This is a genomic window from Streptomyces sp. SLBN-31 (genome assembly GCF_006715395.1).
Taxonomy (GTDB): Bacteria; Actinomycetota; Actinomycetes; order Streptomycetales; family Streptomycetaceae; genus Streptomyces.
This window is the reverse complement of the sequence record NZ_VFNC01000002.1, coordinates 3,817,158-3,834,074: the sequence shown is the minus strand read 5'-3', so window position 1 is coordinate 3,834,074 and position 16,917 is coordinate 3,817,158. Positions and strand designations below refer to the sequence as shown.

The following is a 16,917-nucleotide window of genomic DNA, read 5'->3' as shown; positions in this document are numbered from 1 at the left end:
GACAGGGCCTAAGGCTCGTCGATCCGGCACAGGCAGAAGGGATGCCCCGCCGGGTCGGCGTACACCTGGAAGTCCTTCTCCTTGCGGTCCTCCAGGTCCAGCGGCGTCGCCCCCAGCGCCAGCACCCGCTCGTGCGCCGCGTCCATCTCCTCCCACGTCGAACCGGCGTCGAAGTCGAGGTGGAACTGCTGCGAGTTGCGGTCCGCGCGCGGCCACTCGGGCGGAGTGAAACCCTCCGCCCGCTGGAAGGCGAGCCGCGGCCCGTCCGGGACGCGCAGGACGACCCAGTCGTCGTCCTCGGCCCGCGGGGTGCCGCCGACGACCTGTGCGTAGAAGTCGGCCAGCGCGTGCGGGTCGGGGCAGTCGACCACGACGGAACGGAAACGGGCCACGGCCATGGTGTCCTCCTGATCAGCAGGCACAGAGGCAGAACGGGTGCCCTGCCGGGTCGGCGTACACACGGAAGGTGCGCGAACGGTCGTCCGCGTCCAGCGGCTTCGCGCCGAGCGCCAGGACGCCGGCCTCGGCCGTGTCCAGGTCCTCGACGGTCAGGTCGAGATGGAACTGCTGCGAGCGGTCCGGCGAGGGCCACTCGGGGGCGACGAAGCCGGGGGAGGCCTGGAAGGCCAGTGCCCGGCCGTCGGGGGTCGTGAGGTCCACCCAGTCGCCCTCCCCCTCGACCGTGCCGCCCAGCACCTCGGCGTAGAAACCGGCGAGCGCGCTCGGGTCGGGACAGTCCAGGACGACGGCGCCCAGCTTGGCGATGGCCATGACTTCCTCCTGTGTTACCTGTAGATGCGGTCAAGGAGTAACCGTTACCGCATGCTCCCCCATTGGCGGTAACGTCGCAAGAGGAATTCCCGGAGGTAGCGTGCAGTCATGACGGAGAGATCGGCCGCGCCCGGGGGCCTCGCACTGGTCGAGTCCCTGGTCAACACGCTGGACATCGCGTCGGGAGCCGACGCCCTCGACACCGAGGACGGCCGGGCGCGCTTCGGACTCACCCAGGACCAGGTGCCGGCCGCCCGCGAGCTGCGCGAGTCCCTGCGCGCGGCACTGCTCGCCCACGCCGGCCACCCGCCGCACACCCGCGTCGTCCCCCTGGACGAGCTGCTGGCGGCCGCCCCGCTGCGGGTCACCGTCGACGCCACCGACGGCTCCGCCGCCCTCACCCCCGCCGACGGACGCCCGCTGCTCTCCCGTGTCGCCGCCGCCGTGGCCGAATCCCTCATCGCGGGCACCTGGCTGCGCCTGAAGGCCTGCGAGGCCGACACCTGCCACTGGGCGTACTACGACCGCAGCCCCGCCGGACGCGGCCGCTGGTGCTCGATGCAGGTCTGCGGGGCCCGCGCCAAGATGCGCCGCTACCGGGCCAGGTAGTTCCCCGGCCACCACCCGCACCGGTGGGGCAGAATGCAACAAGACGCCGGTTCGGCCGACTGAGCCTCGGCCGAACCGGCGTCGTCCGCGCGGTTACGCGGTGGGCCGGCCCATCGCCCGGTACGTCCACCCCGCCTTGCGCCACAGCGCCGGATCGAGGGCGTTGCGCCCGTCCAGGATCACCCGGGCCGTCGCCACCTCGCCCAGCGCCGCCGGGTCCAGCTCGCGGAACTCCCGCCACTCCGTCAGGTGCAGGACGACGTCCGCGCCCCGCACCGCCTCGGTCGCAGAATCCGCGTAACCGAGGGTGGGGAAGACCTTGCGGGCGTTGTCCATGCCCTTCGGGTCGTAGACGGTCACCTGGCCGCCCTGGAGGTGGATCTGCCCCGCCACGTTCAGCGCGGGGGAGTCGCGTACGTCGTCCGAGTCCGGCTTGAACGTCGCGCCGAGCACCGCGACCCGCTTGCCCAGGAACGGGCCGCCGCCCAGCGCCTGCCGGGCCAGCTCCACCATCTGCCCGCGCTGGCGCATGTTGATGGAGTCGATCTCCCGCAGGAACGTCAGCGCCTGGTCGGCGCCCAGCTCACCGGCGCGCGCCATGAACGCCCGGATGTCCTTGGGCAGACAGCCGCCGCCGAACCCGATCCCCGCCCGCAGGAACTTCTTGCCGATCCGGTCGTCGTACCCGATGGCCTCGGCCAGCTTGGCCACGTCGCCGCCGGAGGCCTCGCACATCTCGGCCATCGCGTTGATGAAGGAGATCTTGGTGGCCAGGAAGGAGTTCGCGGAGGTCTTCACCAGCTCGGCCGTCGGGAAGTCCGTCACGACGAACGGCGTCCCCTCGGCGATGGGCGTCGCGTACACCTCGCGCAGCAGCTTCTCGGCCCGATCGCTGCGCACGCCGGCCACGATCCGGTCCGGACGCAGGGTGTCCTCGACGGCGAAGCCCTCGCGCAGGAACTCGGGGTTCCAGGCCAGCTCGGCGTCCTGTCCGGCGGGGGCGTGCTCGGCGAGGTAGCGGGCCAGCCGGTCGGCGGACCCCACCGGCACGGTCGACTTGCCGACGACCAGCGCGGGACCGGCCAGATGCGGGGCGAGAGAGGCGAACGCGGACTCCACGTACGACATGTCGCAGGCGTACTCGCCGTGCTTCTGCGGGGTGTTGATGCACAGGAAGTGCACGTCGCCGAAGGCGCCGACCTCGGCCCAGTCCATGGTGAAGCGCAGTCGCCCGGTGGAGCCCTCGATCCCGGCGACGTGCTTGCGCAGCAGTTCTTCGAGGCCGGGCTCGAACATGGGCGCCTCGCCCCGCTCCAGCTTCGCGATCTTCTCCGGCACCACGTCCAGCCCCAGCACCTCGAAACCCAGCTCCGCCATGGCGGCGGCATGCGTCGCGCCGAGATAGCCGGTGCCGATCACGGTGATCCTGAGGGCCATGGGATGCTCCAGAGTGGGGACGTGGGCGATGCGGAGCCGAGCATAGTCGGGCTGATCGCCGGGCAGTTTTCCCGCTGTCGCCAAGCTCACGTATCAGTCCGGTGAGCCGCCCTCTAAAATTTGAGTTACTTAACGGTAATTAGCGTCGGCAATCGCAGCGTTTTGGAGCGTGAGAGACCTTGGCCGGATCGGCTGACTTCGACCTGTACCGCCCGTCCGAGGAGCACGACATGCTCCGTGACGCCGTCCGCTCCCTGGCCGAGGCGAAGATCGCACCGTACGCCGCGGCGGTGGACGAGGAGGCCCGCTTCCCGCAGGAGGCCCTCGATGCGCTCGTCGCCAACGAGCTGGCCGCCGTCCACGTGCCCGAGGAGTACGGCGGCGCCGGCGCCGACGCCCTCGCCACGGTCATCGTGATCGAGGAGGTCGCCCGTGTCTGCGTCTCCTCCTCCCTCATCCCGGCCGTGAACAAGCTCGGCTCCCTGCCGGTCATCCTCTCCGGCTCCGAGGAGCTGAAGAAGAAATACCTGGGCCCGCTCGCCAAGGGCGACGCGATGTTCTCGTACTGCCTCTCCGAGCCGGAGGCGGGCTCGGACGCGGCCGGCATGAAGACCAAGGCCGTCCGCGACGGCGACCACTGGGTGCTCAACGGCGTCAAGCGCTGGATCACCAACGCTGGCGTCTCCGAGTACTACACGGTCATGGCGGTCACCGACCCCGCCAAGCGCTCCAAGGGCATCTCCGCCTTCGTCGTCGAGCGCTCCGACGAGGGCGTCTCCTTCGGCGCCCCGGAGAAGAAGCTCGGCATCAAGGGCTCCCCGACCCGCGAGGTCTACTTCGACAACGTCCGCATCCCCGCCGACCGCATGATCGGCGAGGAGGGCACCGGCTTCGCCACGGCGATGAAGACCCTCGACCACACCCGCATCACCATCGCCGCCCAGGCCCTCGGTGTCGCCCAGGGCGCCCTCGACTACGCCAAGGGCTACGTCCAGGAGCGCAAGCAGTTCGGCAAGCCGATCGCCGACTTCCAGGGCATCCAGTTCATGCTCGCCGACATGGCCATGAAGATCGCCGCGGCCCGCGCCCTGACCTACCAGGCAGCGGCCGCCTCCGAGCGCGGCGATGCCGACCTGACCTTCCAGGGCGCGGCGGCCAAGTGCTTCGCCTCGGACGTCGCCATGGAGGTCACCACGGACGCGGTACAGCTCCTCGGCGGCTACGGCTACACCCGCGACTACCCGGTCGAGCGCATGATGCGCGACGCCAAGATCACCCAGATCTACGAGGGCACCAACCAGGTCCAGCGCATCGTCATGGCGCGCAACCTGCCGTGACGCCCGGCGGCTCGCGCCGATCGGCGTAGCGGCACGAAGCCCCCGGAGGGAATCCGGGGGCTTCTGTCATCCCCGTGGGGCGATTCGTAGCGGATTGTTCGTGTCCGCCCGATGGCGCGTCGCGCCCGGCGGGCGTAGGACGGGTACCACACGGGGCCCGCCCCGGGCCCCTCTCCCTCCCAGGAGGAGCCATGACCCAGACCGGACCCGCGGCCGCCATGTCCAAGGAGATGCAGGACTGCGTCGAGGCGTGCATGTCGTGCCACAGCATGTGCGAGGAGACCATGAGCTCCTGCATGCAGATGGGCGGTCAGGCCCAGATGCAGATCATGCGCGCGCTCATCGACTGCTCCGAGATGACCCGCATGTGCGCGGACATGATGATGCGCCGCTCGCCCATGTCGGCCGAGATGTGCGCGATGTGCGCCAAGGCCTGCGACATGTGCGCCGAGGCGTGTATGTCCATGCCGGACGATCCCCAGATGATGCGCTGCGCCGAGGCGTGTCGCCGCTGCGCGCAGATGTGCCGGACCATGGCGGGCGCCACGATGTGACCCTCACCGGAGCGTGACAGGGGGCACCCGCCACGGGTGCCCCCGCCGCGTCAGGCGAACAGGGGCTCCAGCGCCCGCTCCAGGTCCGCCGGGTCGCGGTAGTGCACCGCGTTCATGCCCAGGGCGGCCGCCGCGCCGACGTTCTCCTCGCTGTCGTCGACGAACAGGCAGCGCTCGGGTGGACGCCCGCCAGGTCCGCAGCCAGGCGGTAGATGCGGGGGTCCGGCTTGGCCAGGCCCACCCGGGCGCTGTTGACGACGTGGTCGGCGAGGTCGCCCAGGCCGAGGGAGTCGAGGTCGGCCTCCAGCTCCAGGGCCGCGTTGGAGACGAGGACGACCGGCACCCGGATACGGGCGCGGCGCAGCAGGGCCACCACCTCGTCGTCGGCGTGGAAGGGCGACTCCAGCAGCGCCAGGGCCAGTTCGTACGCCGTCTGCGGATCGGAGTCGGGCACCAGTCCGGCGAGGCCCGCCGCGATCGACTCCGCCCACTCCTGCGAGGTGATCTCGCCCAGCACCAGCGGCGCGACCGTCTCCGGCGCGAACGCCACCTTCTTGGTGGACCCCTCGGCGATCCCCGCGGCCCGCTCCAGGGCCTGCAGGCGCGAGGAGTCGAAGGAGCGGACCACATTGTCCACATCGCACAGAACCGCCCCGAGGGGCGGTCTGCCGTTGCTGCCGTCAGTCACCCGACACCGTGACCTTCTGGTCGTTGTTCAACTCGTTCACCAGCGTCTTCACCTTCGCCTTGTCCCAGACCAGGTTGCCGCCGGTGGAGCCGGAGATCGGCATGTTCATCGACGTGCCGTCACCGCCGCTGACACCCTTCATCGCCCAGAACATGGACGCCAGGTCCCACAGGCTCATGTCCTTGTCGACGGTGAGGGAGTCCAGGCCCGCGCCCATCGTCGGATAGAACTTGAAGGGGTTGAGGACCGTCGACGGGGTCGCCACCTGGTGGGCCAGGGCCGACAGGAACTTCTGCTGGTTCTTGGTGCGCTGCAGGTCGGAGGCGGCGAAGGCGTGCCGTGTGCGGACGAAGGCGAGGGCCTGCTCGCCGTTGAGTGTCTGCTTGCCCGCCTTGAAGTCGGCGCCCGAGTACTTGTCCTTGAAGCCCTTGTCGATGTCGATCGTCACGCCGCCCACCGCGTCCACGATCTTCGCGAAGCCGGCGAAGCCGATCTCCACGTAGTGGTCGATGTGCAGGCCCATGTTGTACTCGATGGTGCGGACCAGCAGCGTCGGCCCGTCCTCCGCGTAGGCGGCGTTCAGCTTGGTCTGCCGGCCCGTGTTCGGGTAGGTCTTGCCGGAGGTCGATCCCTTGTACGAGGGGATCGCCACGTTCGAGTCGCGCGGCAGGGAGATCAGCGTGTCGCCGTTGGAGCCGACGTGCAGGATCATCATCGAGTCCGTGCGCTTGCCCTCGGCCGAGCCGGTGTGGAGCTTCTTCTTGTCCTCGGCGGACATCCCGGCGCGGCTGTCGGAGCCGACGATCAGGTAGTTCGTGCCGTCGCCCGTCGCCGGTCTGTCGATGACCTTGGACAGGTCGACGTCCCGGTGCAGCTTGGAGTCGGCCCAGAAGTACGTGGCGACGGACGTCACCACGAGCACGGTCACGACGGTGATCGCCGTCCACTTGATACGGCGCCGCCAGTTCGGCCGCGGCCGGCCCTCACCCGGTCCGCCGGGACCGCCGTGGCCGCCCCCGCCGTACACCTGCCCGGTGTTGTAGCCGTCGTAGTCGCCGGCCGCCGGATCGTCGGCGTAGCCGCCGTGGCCCTGGCCGTTCACGTACGACGGCTGCTGGGGCACCCCGCCGCCGTACGGCGGCGCGGACGGGCCGGAGCCCCCGTACGCGCCCGGGGCCGGTCGCCGGACCTGCCGCATCACCCGCGCGCCCTCGGGCTGTGCGCTGGCGCTGCCGCGTCCGTACCGGTTGTCGCGGTTGTCGCGGTTGTCGTCGGACCAACCCTGAGGCCACTCGTTCATGGGCCCCAGTGTGCAGGCAGTGGGCATGCCCTTTACAAGGGTCGTCGAAAAATCAGGGCACTGCTGTTGCGAACCCAACACAAAGTCCGCGAATGTCACGTCGGCATAAGGTGGACGCCATGACAGACCAGGCCACGGCCACGGAATCGGACACCGCGGGTATCCCGGGCAAGCCCACCTCGGCGTCCCGGACCACGCTCAGCCACATCATGACCCACAACGACACCAACCTGCTGGGCACGGTGCACGGCGGTGTGATCATGAAGCTCGTCGACGACGCGGCGGGTGCCGTGGCCGGCCGGCACAGCGGCGGGCCCGCGGTGACCGCGTCCATGGACGAGATGGCGTTCCTGGAGCCGGTCCGCGTCGGCGACCTGGTGCACGTCAAGGCGCAGGTCAACTGGACCGGCCGGACCTCCATGGAGGTCGGCGTCCGCGTCCTCGCCGAGCGCTGGAACGAGTCCACCCCGCCCACCCAGGTCGGTTCCGCCTACCTCGTCTTCGCCGCCGTCGACTCCGACGGCAAGCCCCGCCGGGTGCCGCAGGTCCTCCCGGAGACGGAGAAGGACAGACGCCGCTACCAGGAGGCCCAGATCCGCCGCACCCACCGGCTCGCCCGCCGCCGGGCGATCATGGAGCTGCGGGAGAAGCGGGCGGCGGAGGGCCTGGACGACTGATCCGCGGGCCGGGCCCGGCTACGAGCACACCACCTGGTCCCCGGTCACGGTCTCGAAGCGGCCCTGGGTCGCGTCCTCCGCCCGTACCTTCCGCACGCCCTTGAAGTCGGCCCCGGCGATCACCTTCAGCGTCGGTCCCAGTCCCTTGACGGCCCGCAGTTCGCTGCCGGGCAGCGCGGCCGCCAGTGACCTGGCGGAGCGGTCCCACCGGGGGTCGTAGGCGACGACCGTGCGGGCGACCTTGCGGTCGGCCGCGTTCGCCGGCACGTGGGTCGTGCTGAAGCCGGCGCCGGCCAGGGCGGCGTCCACGCGCCGCCCGAGGCCTCCGGTGGCGGTGCCGTTCTCGACCTGTACCCGGATCTGCCGGGGCGCGATCTCCACGCGGACCACCTTGGGGCCGCCGGCGCGGTGCACGGTCAGGGGCTTGTCGTCACGGAGGTCGGCGAACAGGGCGTCGGCCTTGGCGGTGTCCCACTTCAAGGTCGAGCCGATGCCCTTGACGGCGTATCCCATCTGCCCGATGGGGACCGTGGTGAACTCCGAGGAGGAGGGGGAGAAGTCGCGCATCGCGCGGCCGAGGTCGAGGAGTTCGTCGGTGCCGAAGCCCTTGTCCGCCCGTACGGAGCCCAGCACGGCCCGGGTCACGTCCCGGAACTTCATGGGGTTCAGCAGGATCCCGGAGGACGTGGCCCGTTCGACGAGGGCGGCCAGGAAACGCTGCTGACGCTTCATGCGGCCCAGGTCGGAGGCGCCGTCGACGTGCCGGGCGCGGACGTACTGCAGGGCCTGGCCGCCCCTCAGGGTGTGGGTGCCGGCGGGCAGGTCGAGGCCGGTGTAGGTGTCCTTGAGGGGTGCGGTGGTGCAGACCTTGACCCCGCCCAGGACGTCGACCGTCCTCATGAAGCTGGTGAAGTCGACCTCCAGGTAGTGGTCGATCTTCACGTGGGTCATGTTCTCGACGGTCCGCACGGTGAGGTTGGGGCCGCCCTCCGCGTACGCCGCGTTGAGCTTGATCGGGTGGGTCCCCCTGCCGTGGGCGTTCGGCACCTGCGCGTAGGAGTCGCGCGGCAGGCTGACCACGCTCGCCCGCTCCCGGTCCTCCGAGATGTGCACGATCATCATCGTGTCGGTGCAGTGGCAGGGCGCGCCGCCCAGGTGGTACTGCTGCCTCTCCTGCGTGGTGATCCGGTCGCGGCCGTCCGTGCCGACCAGCAGGACGTTCATGCCGTTTCCGGCCCGCGGGCGGTTCTTCATGTCCTTGAAGGGGTCCACGCGGGCGATGTCCGCGTCGAGGCTGGTGACCACCGCGTGCCCGATCCCGGCCGAGGCGAGGACGACGACGGAGAGGGTCGTCACTGCCCGCATGGCCCAGCGCGGCTTCTTGCGGCGCACCGGGGGCCGCGGTGCGCCGCCGCCGCGCTGCTGCGGGGTGCGATGCGGCCGGGTGCGGCGCTGCGGGCGGGCGGGGGCGGCGGACCGGGGCTGCGTGGGCATGGGGGACACCTCCGGGCTACGGCCGTACGTGGGATCGTGAGCACCGTAGGCCGATACGATCTGCGGCCCGGTCCGCCGCCCCGGCGGGGCGCGGAGCTGTCCCCCGTTCGCGGTAACGTGAGCACCGATGAACGCCAATTCCGACGTGCAGCTCCCCGCCGTATCTGTGATCATGCCCGTCCTCGACGAGGAACGGCATCTGCGCGGAGCCGTCCAAGCGATCCTCGCGCAGGAGTACGCCGGCGAGATGGAGGTCGTCATCGCCCTCGGTCCGTCCACGGACCGCACGGACGAGATCGCCGCCGAGCTCGTACGGGAGGACCCGCGCGTCCACACCGTCCCCAATCCCACCGGCCGCACCCCCGCCGCCCTCAACGCGGCGATCAAGGCCTCCCGGCACCCGATCGTGGTCCGTGTCGACGGCCACGGCATGCTCTCGCCGAACTACATCGCCACCGCCGTACGGCTGCTGCAGGAGACCGGCGCGCAGAACGTCGGCGGCATCATGCACGCCGAGGGCGAGAACGACTGGGAGCACGCCGTCGCCGCCGCGATGACCTCGAAGATCGGCGTCGGCAACGCCGCCTTCCACACGGGCGGCGAGGCGCAGCAGGCCGAGACGGTCTACCTCGGGGTCTTCCGGCGCGAGGCGCTGGAGCGGCAGGGCGGATACAACGAGGAGTTCATCCGGGCCCAGGACTGGGAGCTGAACTTCCGCATCCGGGAGGCCGGCGGGCTGATCTGGTTCTCGCCGGAGCTGCGGGTGTCGTACCGACCGCGGCCGAGCGTGAAGGCGCTGGCCAAGCAGTACAAGGACTACGGCCGCTGGCGGCACGTCGTCGCCCGCTACCACGAGGGCTCCATCAACCTGCGCTACCTGGCCCCGCCGACAGCGGTCCTCGCGATCGCGGCGGGCGTCCTGGTGGGCGCCCTGGTGACGCCCTGGGGCTTCGTCGTCCCCGGCGGCTACCTCGCGGCGATCGTCCTCGGGTCGATTCCGGCGGGCAAGGGGCTGCCGCTGAAGGCCCGGCTGCAGATCCCGGTGGCCCTCGCCACCATGCACATGTGCTGGGGCTGGGGCTTCCTGACCAGCCCGAAGTCGCTGGCCAGGAAGGTCATCGCGTCACGGCGGCCCGCGGTGCTCACCGCCGACTGAACCCCCGCGAGCCCTGCCGCGACCCGGACTACCAGGTGTAGTCCGGGTCGACGTGCATACAGGCCTTGGTGTCCGCGCCGTTGAGGGCGCTCGCCGACTCCGGGGTCGTGTCGTCGTCCTCCGCCGGGGTGTATTTGCTGCCGGAGCGCCAGTCGGCGCCGACGACCAGGGTGACGCCGTCGACGTCCGTGGACTTCTTCACCTGGTCGGCCGGGATGCCGAGCGCCTTGGCGACCCGCTGGGCGTCGCCCTCCAGGTCGGCGCTCGGGTAGCGGATCACCGTCTCGTCCCGGCCGGTCAGCGTGGAGGAGTCCGCCACGGCCTCCTCGAAGCCCTTGCCGACGAGCAGCCCGGCGACCGCGCCCGCCCGCCCGCTCACCGGGGCGAGGGTGCTGGTGCGCGTGCCGTTCTGCACCTGTACGGCGATCTTGTCGTCGGTGTCGGCGGGCTCCGCGGTGGGCGTGGCCGTCGGGGTCTTCTTCTTGTCCTTGCCGTCCAGCGCGATGTCCTCGCGCACCAGCCGGAACAGCTTCGCCGCGTCGGTGGGCTTGGGCAGAACCCGGTTGCCGTCGGAGGAGTACACCCAGGGCATCGTCGTCATGGTGATGCGCTCGGTGGGGACCTTCTTCAGCTCCTTGCTCAGGTCGTAGAGCTTGGCGACGCTGCCGAGGCCGTCGTCCACTGTCAGCGCCTCGGTGGCGGTCTCGGCGAGCGCGCGCAGCTTGCCCGGGTTGCTGAGCGTGGCGTTGGCGCGCAGTTGGCGGACCATCGAGTTCATGTACATGTGCTGGGCCTTGGTGCGCGCGATGTCGCTGCCGTCCTCGAAGCCGTAGCGGGTGCGCAGCCACTGCAGGGCCTGCCTGCCCTGGACGGACGTGGTGCCCTTCTTCAGCTTCAGGCCCGAGCCGTGGCCGGAGGAGGTGTGCGAGTAGATGTCGGCGTCCACGCAGACCGGGACGCCGCCCACGGCGTCCGCCATGGAGACCACGCCCGCGAAGTCGACCATGACGAAGTGGTCGATGTGGATGTCGGTGAGCTTCTCCCAGGTGGCCACCGTGCAGCCGGGGCCGCCGCGTTCCAGGGACGCGTTGGTCATCGTCGAGGTGGACGCGGCGTACGTCTTGTCGGTGTCCGGGTCGGTGCACTCGGGGATGTCGACCAGGGTGTCGCGGGGCATGCTCACGACCGACATGTCACTGCGGTCGGCGGAGACATGCAGCAGCATCTGGACGTCCGCGCGCGGGGCGGTGTTGTACGTGTCCTTCGCGCCGCCGAGCTTCTGGTTCTCCTTGGAGTCGCGGGCGTCGGAGCCGATCAGCAGGATGTTCAGCGGGGTCTGTCCCGCGGAGTTGGCCTTCGGCGCGGCCGCGCGGTCCTTCTCGTCCCCGATGTTGAGGTCGTCCTTGCGGAGATTGTCGTTGAGGTGCTGGTAGTAGAGGTAGCCGGCGCCCGCCGTGCCGACTATCACCACCGCCAGGACCGTCGCCGACCAGCGCAGTATCCGGCGTCTGCGGCGCCCGCGGCCACCACCGTCGTGGCGACCTCCGGGACGTACGTCTGTGCCCCGCGGCGCGAGGGACATCGTGTCCTCGACCGCGGGAACGCTGCTCTGCGGCAACTCCCTGTCCTTTCCCACCCCTGCGCCCCGGGCCCTCGGACGTGAGCGCGCCTCATCATTCTGCAGACAGCTTGGTTTCAGCTGTGGGTCACCATGTGAATCCCGGTCGGCGCACCCGCCGTCCCCACGGCACGGGCCCGCCGTACGTCCTGGAGACATACGACGGGCCCGAGAGGTTGCCCTGGGGCCTCAACCGGTTCGGCGCGGAAGCCGAGGCCGCTACCAGCGGTAGGGCGCGTACACGTCCATGCACTGGCTCTTGTCCGAGCCGTTGATGGCGTCGGTGCCGCTGGGCAGTTGACCCGCCTTGGGCGCGGACTGCTTCGGATACGCCGTGCCGGTGCGCCAGTCGGCGCCGACGACGACGGTGACGCCGGAGACGTCCGTGGACCGCTTCACCGAACTCAGGGGTATGCCCAGCGACTTGGCGACCCGCTGGGCGTCGCCCTCCAGGTCGGCGCTCGGGTAGCGCACGATGGTGGCGTCCTCGGCCAGGCCGGCCGAGGCGTCCTTGGACGCCCTGGTGAACCCTTTCGCCACCAGCTCCTGGGCGATGACGCCCGCGCGCCCGCTGACCGGGCCCAGCGTGGAGCTGCGGGTGGCGTTCTGCACGAGAACGCCGATCTGGGCGTCGGGGGCCGAAGGGGCCTTGGTGGCCTCGGACTTGGCGGACGGCTTCTTCGAGCCCGACGCCTTGCCCTTGTCGTCGAGGGGCACGTCGTCGCGGAGCATCTGCCACAGCCGGTCGGCGCTCGCGCCGCTCGGCACCACGTGGTCGGGGTTCTGCGGGTCCTGGACGTTGGGCATCGTCACCGAGGTGATGCGGTCGGTGGGCACCGACTTCAGCTGCGTGCCCAGGTCGTACAGCTTCTTCACGGTGCCGATCTCCTCGGACACCGACAGCGACTTGGTGGCCGCCTCGGCCAGGTCCATCAGCCGGCCGGTGTCGGTGAAGACGTTCTGGCCCTTCAGCTTGCGGATCATCGAGTTCAGGTACATGTGCTGGGCGCGGGCCCGCATCAGGTCGCTGCCCCAGGCGTGCCGGGTGCGCAGCCACTGCAGGGCCTGCTTGCCCTGGACCTTGTGGGTGCCCTCCGTCAGCTTCAGTCCGGAACCGCCGGGCACCGCGGCCGTCGGGTGGTCCCACACGTTCTGCTTGACGCACACGTCGACGCCGCCGATGGCGTCGGCCATGCGCACCACGCCCGAGAAGTCGATCGTCATCCAGTGGTCGATGTAGACCCCGGTGAGGTTCTCCCAGGTGGCCAGCGTGCAGCCGGCGCCGCCGCGGGCCAGCGACTCGTTGATGATGCGGTTGGTCGGCGGGTAGACCTTGCCGGTCTTGGGGTCGGTGCACTTGGGGATGTCGACGCGGGTGTCCCGCGGGATGCTCACCATCGCGGCGCTCTTGCGGTCCGCGGAGAGGTGGATCAGCATCTGCACATCGCCCAGCGGCGGGCTGCCGCGGTCGTACTTGGCGCCGCCCAGCTTGACGTTCTCGTCGGAGTTGCGGCTGTCCGAACCGATCAGCAGGATGTTCAGCGGTGTCTGCCCGGCCGCGTTCGCCTTGGCCTTCAGCGCCTTGGCGTCGCCGCTGCTGCGCTCGCCCTTGTGGATGTTGCCGTTGAGGTGCTCGTAGTACAGGTAACCGGCGCCGGCCGTGCCGAGTATCAGCACCGACAGGGTGACCGCCGACCAGCGCAGCACCCGCCGTCCCCGCCGCGGCCCGCCCCTGCGGTGCCCGCCCGCCCCCGTGGCCCCCGTCCCCGATCTGCCCGAGCCGTCCGCGCCCTCGGCGGTCTCCTGGCCGCCGAAAGCCGGCCGAACCCCCGGTCGCGTTCCCTCCCCACGCACACTGCTCTGCGTCATTCCCCGTCCTCCCCACCCTTGCGCCGTCAAACGGGCCTGCCATGCGTCCTGTTAGACGCACGACAGGCCCGTCAGGTCACTTGGCGCACTCAACCTTGTCGGCCGTCGTCTTGTCGACGTCCGGCGCCTTGGACGGCGCGGTGAACTTCTCCCCCGCCCCCGGGAAGTCCTTGCCCAGGGTCAGCGTCATCGTCGGCAGCCCCTGGTCGTTGGTCACGCTCTTGCCCGGCTTCATCGCCGAGCCGGACAGACCGAGGATGGCGGCCAGCCGGCGGGCCTGGTCGGCCTGGTCGGGGGCGTACTCGAGGCTGGTCTTCGCCTGGGAGGCGTCCGCGTTGCCCGCGTTCTCGGACTTCAGCACGCCCGCGTCGTTCTGCAGGTAGCTGAGTTCGGCCTGCGCGCTGCCCGCGTCCGCCCCGCCGTTGAGGATGCGCACCCGCACCTCGGAGGCGGCGGACTTGCTGCCCTTGAGGCGGGCGGCGACGGCGGCCGCCTCCTTCTTCTTCTGCGCCTTGACGGCGGTGAAGGAGACGTCGTCCTTGATGGCGTCGAAGACCTGCTGCGCCGCGCCCGGCTTCAGCACGACCGTTGCCTTCACCTTCTCGGCCGGGTTGTCGATCACCGGCACGGTGGTGAACGTCAGGTTCTTCGGGTTGAGCTTGCCCAGCTCCAGGCCGAGGTCCTTCAGCTTGCCGATGCTGTCGAGGTTGGAGTCGACCGTCAGCGCCTTGGTGCCCGCCTCGGCGATCTTGAGCATCTTCGACGGGTTGGTGAGGGTGTCGTTCGACTTCAGCTTCCGCATCAGCGCGCTGAGGAACTGCTGCTGCAGGGCGATCCGGCTCAGGTCGCCGCCGAAGCCGACCGCGTGCCGGGTGCGCACGAAGGCCAGCGCGGTCTCGCCCTGTATGTGCTGCATGCCCTTCTTCAGGTTCAGGTGCGAGTCGGGGTCGTTGATGTCCTTGCCGAGGCAGACGTCGACGCCGCCGACCGCGGTGGTCAGCGTCTTGACCGCGTTGAAGTCGGCGACCATGAAGTTGTCCGGCGTTATCCCGGTCAGCTCCGTGACCGTGCGCGCGGTGCAGCTGGGCGTGCGGTCGTCCTGGCCGAGGCTGGTGTTGAAGCGGACGTTGTCCGTGCCGGTGATGACCTTCTCGCTGCCGTCGTCCAGCTTGGTCGGGCAGTCCGGGATGTCGGTGATCAGGTCGCGCGGGATGCTCAGCGCCGTCGCGTTCGAGCGGTCCTTGGAGACGTGCAGCAGGATCGTGGTGTCGGCGTGCCCGACGCTGTCCTTGTCGCCGTACTTCGTGTTGCCCTTGCCGGTGCGCTTGTCGGTGCCGATCAGCAGGATGTTGATCGCCTTGCCCTTGCTGAAGCCACCGGTGCTCGCGCCGTCGTCGGAGACGGCCGTGATGTTGTCGTTGAGGTGCTTGATGTAGAGGTAGGCGCCCCCGGCGGCGGCGACCAGCACGAACGCCATCGTGCCGCCCGTCCACAGCAGGACCTTCTTCGCCTTGTTCTTCTTCACCGGCCGGCGCCCGCGCCGGCCCGGCGGCGGCTCCTCGGGCACACCGCGACGACGGCGCGGCGGCGGAACGTCACGGCCCGGCGCGCGCTCGGGGGCGGCCGTACGACTGCGCACGGCACCCCCCGCGGAACGCGAGGCCGCCCGGCGCGGACCGGGCACTGCCGACTGCGGAGCGGAAGTGCTCAGTCGCAGTTCGTATTCACCGGTGTTCGGATTGAGCACCCACTGGTCTGCGGGATCGATGTCGCCCGCCCGCCCACGGCCTGTCGCGTCCACGATTGTCCGAATCCTCCGTCGGGGCGCGGCGCCTTCCCCCCTCAAGGCGCTCGGTCTCGGTCTCACAGTGCTCGACGCCAGGACGGACCTCGCGGCGGGATGCACCGGACCGCTCACACTATCCGCCCTGTTCAGCACCCAGTGACGACGGTGAGAAATTCCACGCCCAAGGGCGGGGCAATTCGTCCTTTTTCTCGGACATAAGTGCGGTGATTTGGCGATCGCTTTACCTACAGGCGTCCTCGGCGGCCGAGTTCCCCCGGAACGTGGGCGCGGGTGAAACTCCGTTCGACGGGTACCCGGGTTCGTTTCCGCCGGACTTTCCGTCGCGGCTTCCGTACTCCCCGTAGTCGTACGGGTCTTGGGGTGCCTCGCTCCCGGTAGTCGAATTGCCGCTTTTTGCGGGAGATTCCTGCGGGAGTTCCTGCGGGGCTTTGGCCGGGACGTCTCCGGCAACCTGGACCGGCAGGTCCGCGCGCAGCCGTTCGAACAGCTTCCGCGCCTCGGGCTCCACCAGTTGGTCGCGGTTGGAGTCGTAGGCGTACGGCTCGCGGGGGACAGTGAGGAACCGCACATTCTCCGCGGGGACGTCACGCAGCCCGCGCACGAGGTCGTACAGCCCGCGCAGGCTCGCCAGGGCCGGATCGGTCGTCAGGGACGACGTGGCGGCGTCCAGCAGGGGATAGAGCTTGACCGGGTTCAGCAGTACGTCGTTGCCGCGCACCTTGTTGACCAGCGCGCCGAGGAACTGCTGCTGACGGTCCATCCGCTCGGTGTCGCTGCCGTCCCCGAGCGACTTGCGCGCCCGCACGTATCCCAGGGCCTGCTCCCCGTCAAGCGTCACCCGCCCGGCCGGCAGCCTCAGCCTCGCGGCCTTGTCGTCGATCGGCTCCGCCAGGCACACCCGCACCCCGTCGACGGCGTCGACCATCTCCTTGAAGCCCTGGAAGTCGACCACCACGTGATGGTCGACGCGGATGTCCGTCAGCTGCTCCACGGTCCGGATGGTGCAGGCCGAACCCCCCGTGGCGAAGGCGGAGTTGAACATCGTGAACGCCGGATCGGAGCGGGTCCCGTCGGGTCGCAGACAGGCGGGCACGTCCACCATCAGGTCGCGCGGGAGGGACATGGCGGTGACGGTCCGCCGCCCCGCCGCAAGATGCAGCAGGATCGTCGTGTCGGACCGCTCCGTCCCGGAGTCCCGCCCGTAGCGCGAGTTGCCGTCCCCCGACCGTGAGTCCGACCCGATCAGCAGGATGTTCTGCGCGTCCTTGACGAGCGCGGTGGGCCGCTCCTTCTCGTACCGCGCCAGCTCGGCGGCGGCCGCGTCGTCGGCCGTGATGTTCCCGTCCAGCTTCGCGTACACCGCCCACCCGGCCCCGGCGGCGGCCAGGACCGCCAGTGCGAGGCCGAGTCCGCCGCCGCGCAGCCACCGCCGCCGGCGCCGCCGGGCGAGCCCCCGGCCGGTGGCGGACGCGCCGGCGCCGGGCCCGAGCGTGCCTGCGGTGTCGCTCACGGGCCGGCCCACCCCTCATGCCGTACGGACGTAGTGCTGTTACGACCATGCCCCGGAAGCGATGGGGGAGGCGGGCCCGGCTGATCCGAA

The 16,917-nt window shown here is 70.4% G+C and carries 15 protein-coding genes; 5 read left to right on the top strand and 10 right to left on the bottom strand.

Annotated features, from left to right (window positions below; genetic code table 11):
• Positions 1-8: 8 nt before the first annotated feature.
• Both FBY22_RS37305 and FBY22_RS37300 read right to left on the bottom strand, forming a co-directional pair.
• Positions 9-398, bottom strand: a complete 390-nt coding sequence (locus FBY22_RS37305) for a VOC family protein (protein WP_142152365.1) — start codon at positions 396-398, stop codon at positions 9-11.
• 13 nt (positions 399-411) lie between these two features.
• Positions 412-771 (bottom strand): VOC family protein, encoded by a 360-nt coding sequence (locus tag FBY22_RS37300; protein ID WP_142152364.1) that lies wholly within the window; start codon positions 769-771, stop codon positions 412-414.
• 108 nt (positions 772-879) lie between these two features.
• On the opposite strand from FBY22_RS37300, the gene FBY22_RS37295 reads away from it, so the two are divergent.
• Positions 880-1,380 carry a CGNR zinc finger domain-containing protein gene (locus tag FBY22_RS37295; RefSeq protein WP_142152363.1) on the top strand — a complete coding sequence of 167 codons (501 nt, stop codon included), beginning with the start codon at positions 880-882 and terminating at the stop codon, positions 1,378-1,380.
• Positions 1,381-1,473: 93 nt separating this feature from the next.
• Here the strand turns inward: FBY22_RS37295 and FBY22_RS37290 are convergent, their stop codons facing one another.
• Positions 1,474-2,817 (bottom strand): UDP-glucose/GDP-mannose dehydrogenase family protein, encoded by a 1,344-nt coding sequence (locus FBY22_RS37290; protein WP_142152362.1) that lies wholly within the window; start codon positions 2,815-2,817, stop codon positions 1,474-1,476.
• Positions 2,818-2,996: 179 nt separating this feature from the next.
• Between FBY22_RS37290 and FBY22_RS37285 the strand changes: the two genes are divergently transcribed.
• Entirely contained in the window at positions 2,997-4,154 is a 1,158-nt protein-coding gene (locus FBY22_RS37285; protein WP_142152361.1) for an acyl-CoA dehydrogenase, read from the top strand.
• Between the two features lie 191 nt (positions 4,155-4,345).
• Positions 4,346-4,708, top strand: a complete 363-nt coding sequence (locus FBY22_RS37280; RefSeq protein ID WP_142152360.1) for a four-helix bundle copper-binding protein — start codon at positions 4,346-4,348, stop codon at positions 4,706-4,708.
• Positions 4,709-4,820: 112 nt separating this feature from the next.
• On the opposite strand, the gene FBY22_RS37275 is transcribed toward FBY22_RS37280, so the two are convergent.
• Both FBY22_RS37275 and FBY22_RS37270 read right to left on the bottom strand, forming a co-directional pair.
• A complete protein-coding gene (locus FBY22_RS37275; RefSeq protein ID WP_399212500.1) occupies positions 4,821-5,396 on the bottom strand; it encodes an HAD family hydrolase in 576 nt (191 codons plus the stop codon).
• Positions 5,389-6,696 carry an LCP family protein gene (locus FBY22_RS37270; protein ID WP_174267351.1) on the bottom strand — a complete coding sequence of 436 codons (1,308 nt, stop codon included), beginning with the start codon at positions 6,694-6,696 and terminating at the stop codon, positions 5,389-5,391. Before FBY22_RS37270 ends, FBY22_RS37275 begins: the two co-directional genes overlap by 8 nt.
• A gap of 119 nt (positions 6,697-6,815) precedes the next feature.
• Between FBY22_RS37270 and FBY22_RS37265 the strand changes: the two genes are divergently transcribed.
• The gene (locus FBY22_RS37265; RefSeq protein WP_260845297.1) at positions 6,816-7,373 is read left to right on the top strand and encodes an acyl-CoA thioesterase; all 558 of its coding nucleotides are present in this window, start codon (positions 6,816-6,818) and stop codon (positions 7,371-7,373) included.
• Between the two features lie 18 nt (positions 7,374-7,391).
• Here FBY22_RS37265 and FBY22_RS37260 read toward each other — a convergent pair whose 3' ends face one another.
• Positions 7,392-8,867, bottom strand: coding sequence for an LCP family protein (locus FBY22_RS37260; RefSeq protein WP_142152358.1), 1,476 nt, complete (start codon positions 8,865-8,867; stop codon positions 7,392-7,394).
• A gap of 127 nt (positions 8,868-8,994) precedes the next feature.
• On the opposite strand from FBY22_RS37260, the gene FBY22_RS37255 reads away from it, so the two are divergent.
• A complete protein-coding gene (locus tag FBY22_RS37255; protein WP_142152357.1) occupies positions 8,995-10,023 on the top strand; it encodes a glycosyltransferase family 2 protein in 1,029 nt (342 codons plus the stop codon).
• Between the two features lie 28 nt (positions 10,024-10,051).
• On the opposite strand, the gene FBY22_RS37250 is transcribed toward FBY22_RS37255, so the two are convergent.
• From FBY22_RS37250 to FBY22_RS37235, 4 genes are all read right to left on the bottom strand, one after another.
• Positions 10,052-11,605: an LCP family protein gene (locus FBY22_RS37250; RefSeq protein ID WP_142152649.1), complete on the bottom strand. Its 1,554-nt coding sequence runs from the start codon at positions 11,603-11,605 to the stop codon at positions 10,052-10,054.
• Positions 11,606-11,860: 255 nt separating this feature from the next.
• Entirely contained in the window at positions 11,861-13,510 is a 1,650-nt protein-coding gene (locus FBY22_RS37245; protein WP_142152356.1) for an LCP family protein, read from the bottom strand.
• A gap of 76 nt (positions 13,511-13,586) precedes the next feature.
• Positions 13,587-15,311 carry an LCP family protein gene (locus FBY22_RS37240; RefSeq protein WP_142152355.1) on the bottom strand — a complete coding sequence of 575 codons (1,725 nt, stop codon included), beginning with the start codon at positions 15,309-15,311 and terminating at the stop codon, positions 13,587-13,589.
• A 226-nt stretch (positions 15,312-15,537) separates the two neighbouring features.
• A complete protein-coding gene (locus FBY22_RS37235; RefSeq protein WP_142152354.1) occupies positions 15,538-16,827 on the bottom strand; it encodes an LCP family protein in 1,290 nt (429 codons plus the stop codon).
• Positions 16,828-16,917 lie beyond the last annotated feature (90 nt).

What these genes read in the sequence shown, in the direction of transcription:
- FBY22_RS37305 (WP_142152365.1), bottom strand. Translation starts at nt 398, where the DNA reads ATGGCCGTGGCCCGTTTCCGTTCCGTCGTGGTCGACTGCCCCGACCCG.
- FBY22_RS37300 (WP_142152364.1), bottom strand. Translation starts at nt 771, where the DNA reads ATGGCCATCGCCAAGCTGGGCGCCGTCGTCCTGGACTGTCCCGACCCG.
- FBY22_RS37295 (WP_142152363.1), top strand. Translation starts at nt 880, where the DNA reads ATGACGGAGAGATCGGCCGCGCCCGGGGGCCTCGCACTGGTCGAGTCC.
- FBY22_RS37290 (WP_142152362.1), bottom strand. Translation starts at nt 2,817, where the DNA reads ATGGCCCTCAGGATCACCGTGATCGGCACCGGCTATCTCGGCGCGACG.
- FBY22_RS37280 (WP_142152360.1), top strand. Translation starts at nt 4,346, where the DNA reads ATGACCCAGACCGGACCCGCGGCCGCCATGTCCAAGGAGATGCAGGAC.
- FBY22_RS37270 (WP_174267351.1), bottom strand. Translation starts at nt 6,696, where the DNA reads ATGAACGAGTGGCCTCAGGGTTGGTCCGACGACAACCGCGACAACCGC.
- FBY22_RS37265 (WP_260845297.1), top strand. Translation starts at nt 6,816, where the DNA reads ATGACAGACCAGGCCACGGCCACGGAATCGGACACCGCGGGTATCCCG.
- FBY22_RS37260 (WP_142152358.1), bottom strand. Translation starts at nt 8,867, where the DNA reads ATGCCCACGCAGCCCCGGTCCGCCGCCCCCGCCCGCCCGCAGCGCCGC.
- FBY22_RS37255 (WP_142152357.1), top strand. Translation starts at nt 8,995, where the DNA reads ATGAACGCCAATTCCGACGTGCAGCTCCCCGCCGTATCTGTGATCATG.
- FBY22_RS37250 (WP_142152649.1), bottom strand. Translation starts at nt 11,605, where the DNA reads ATGTCCCTCGCGCCGCGGGGCACAGACGTACGTCCCGGAGGTCGCCAC.
- FBY22_RS37245 (WP_142152356.1), bottom strand. Translation starts at nt 13,510, where the DNA reads ATGACGCAGAGCAGTGTGCGTGGGGAGGGAACGCGACCGGGGGTTCGG.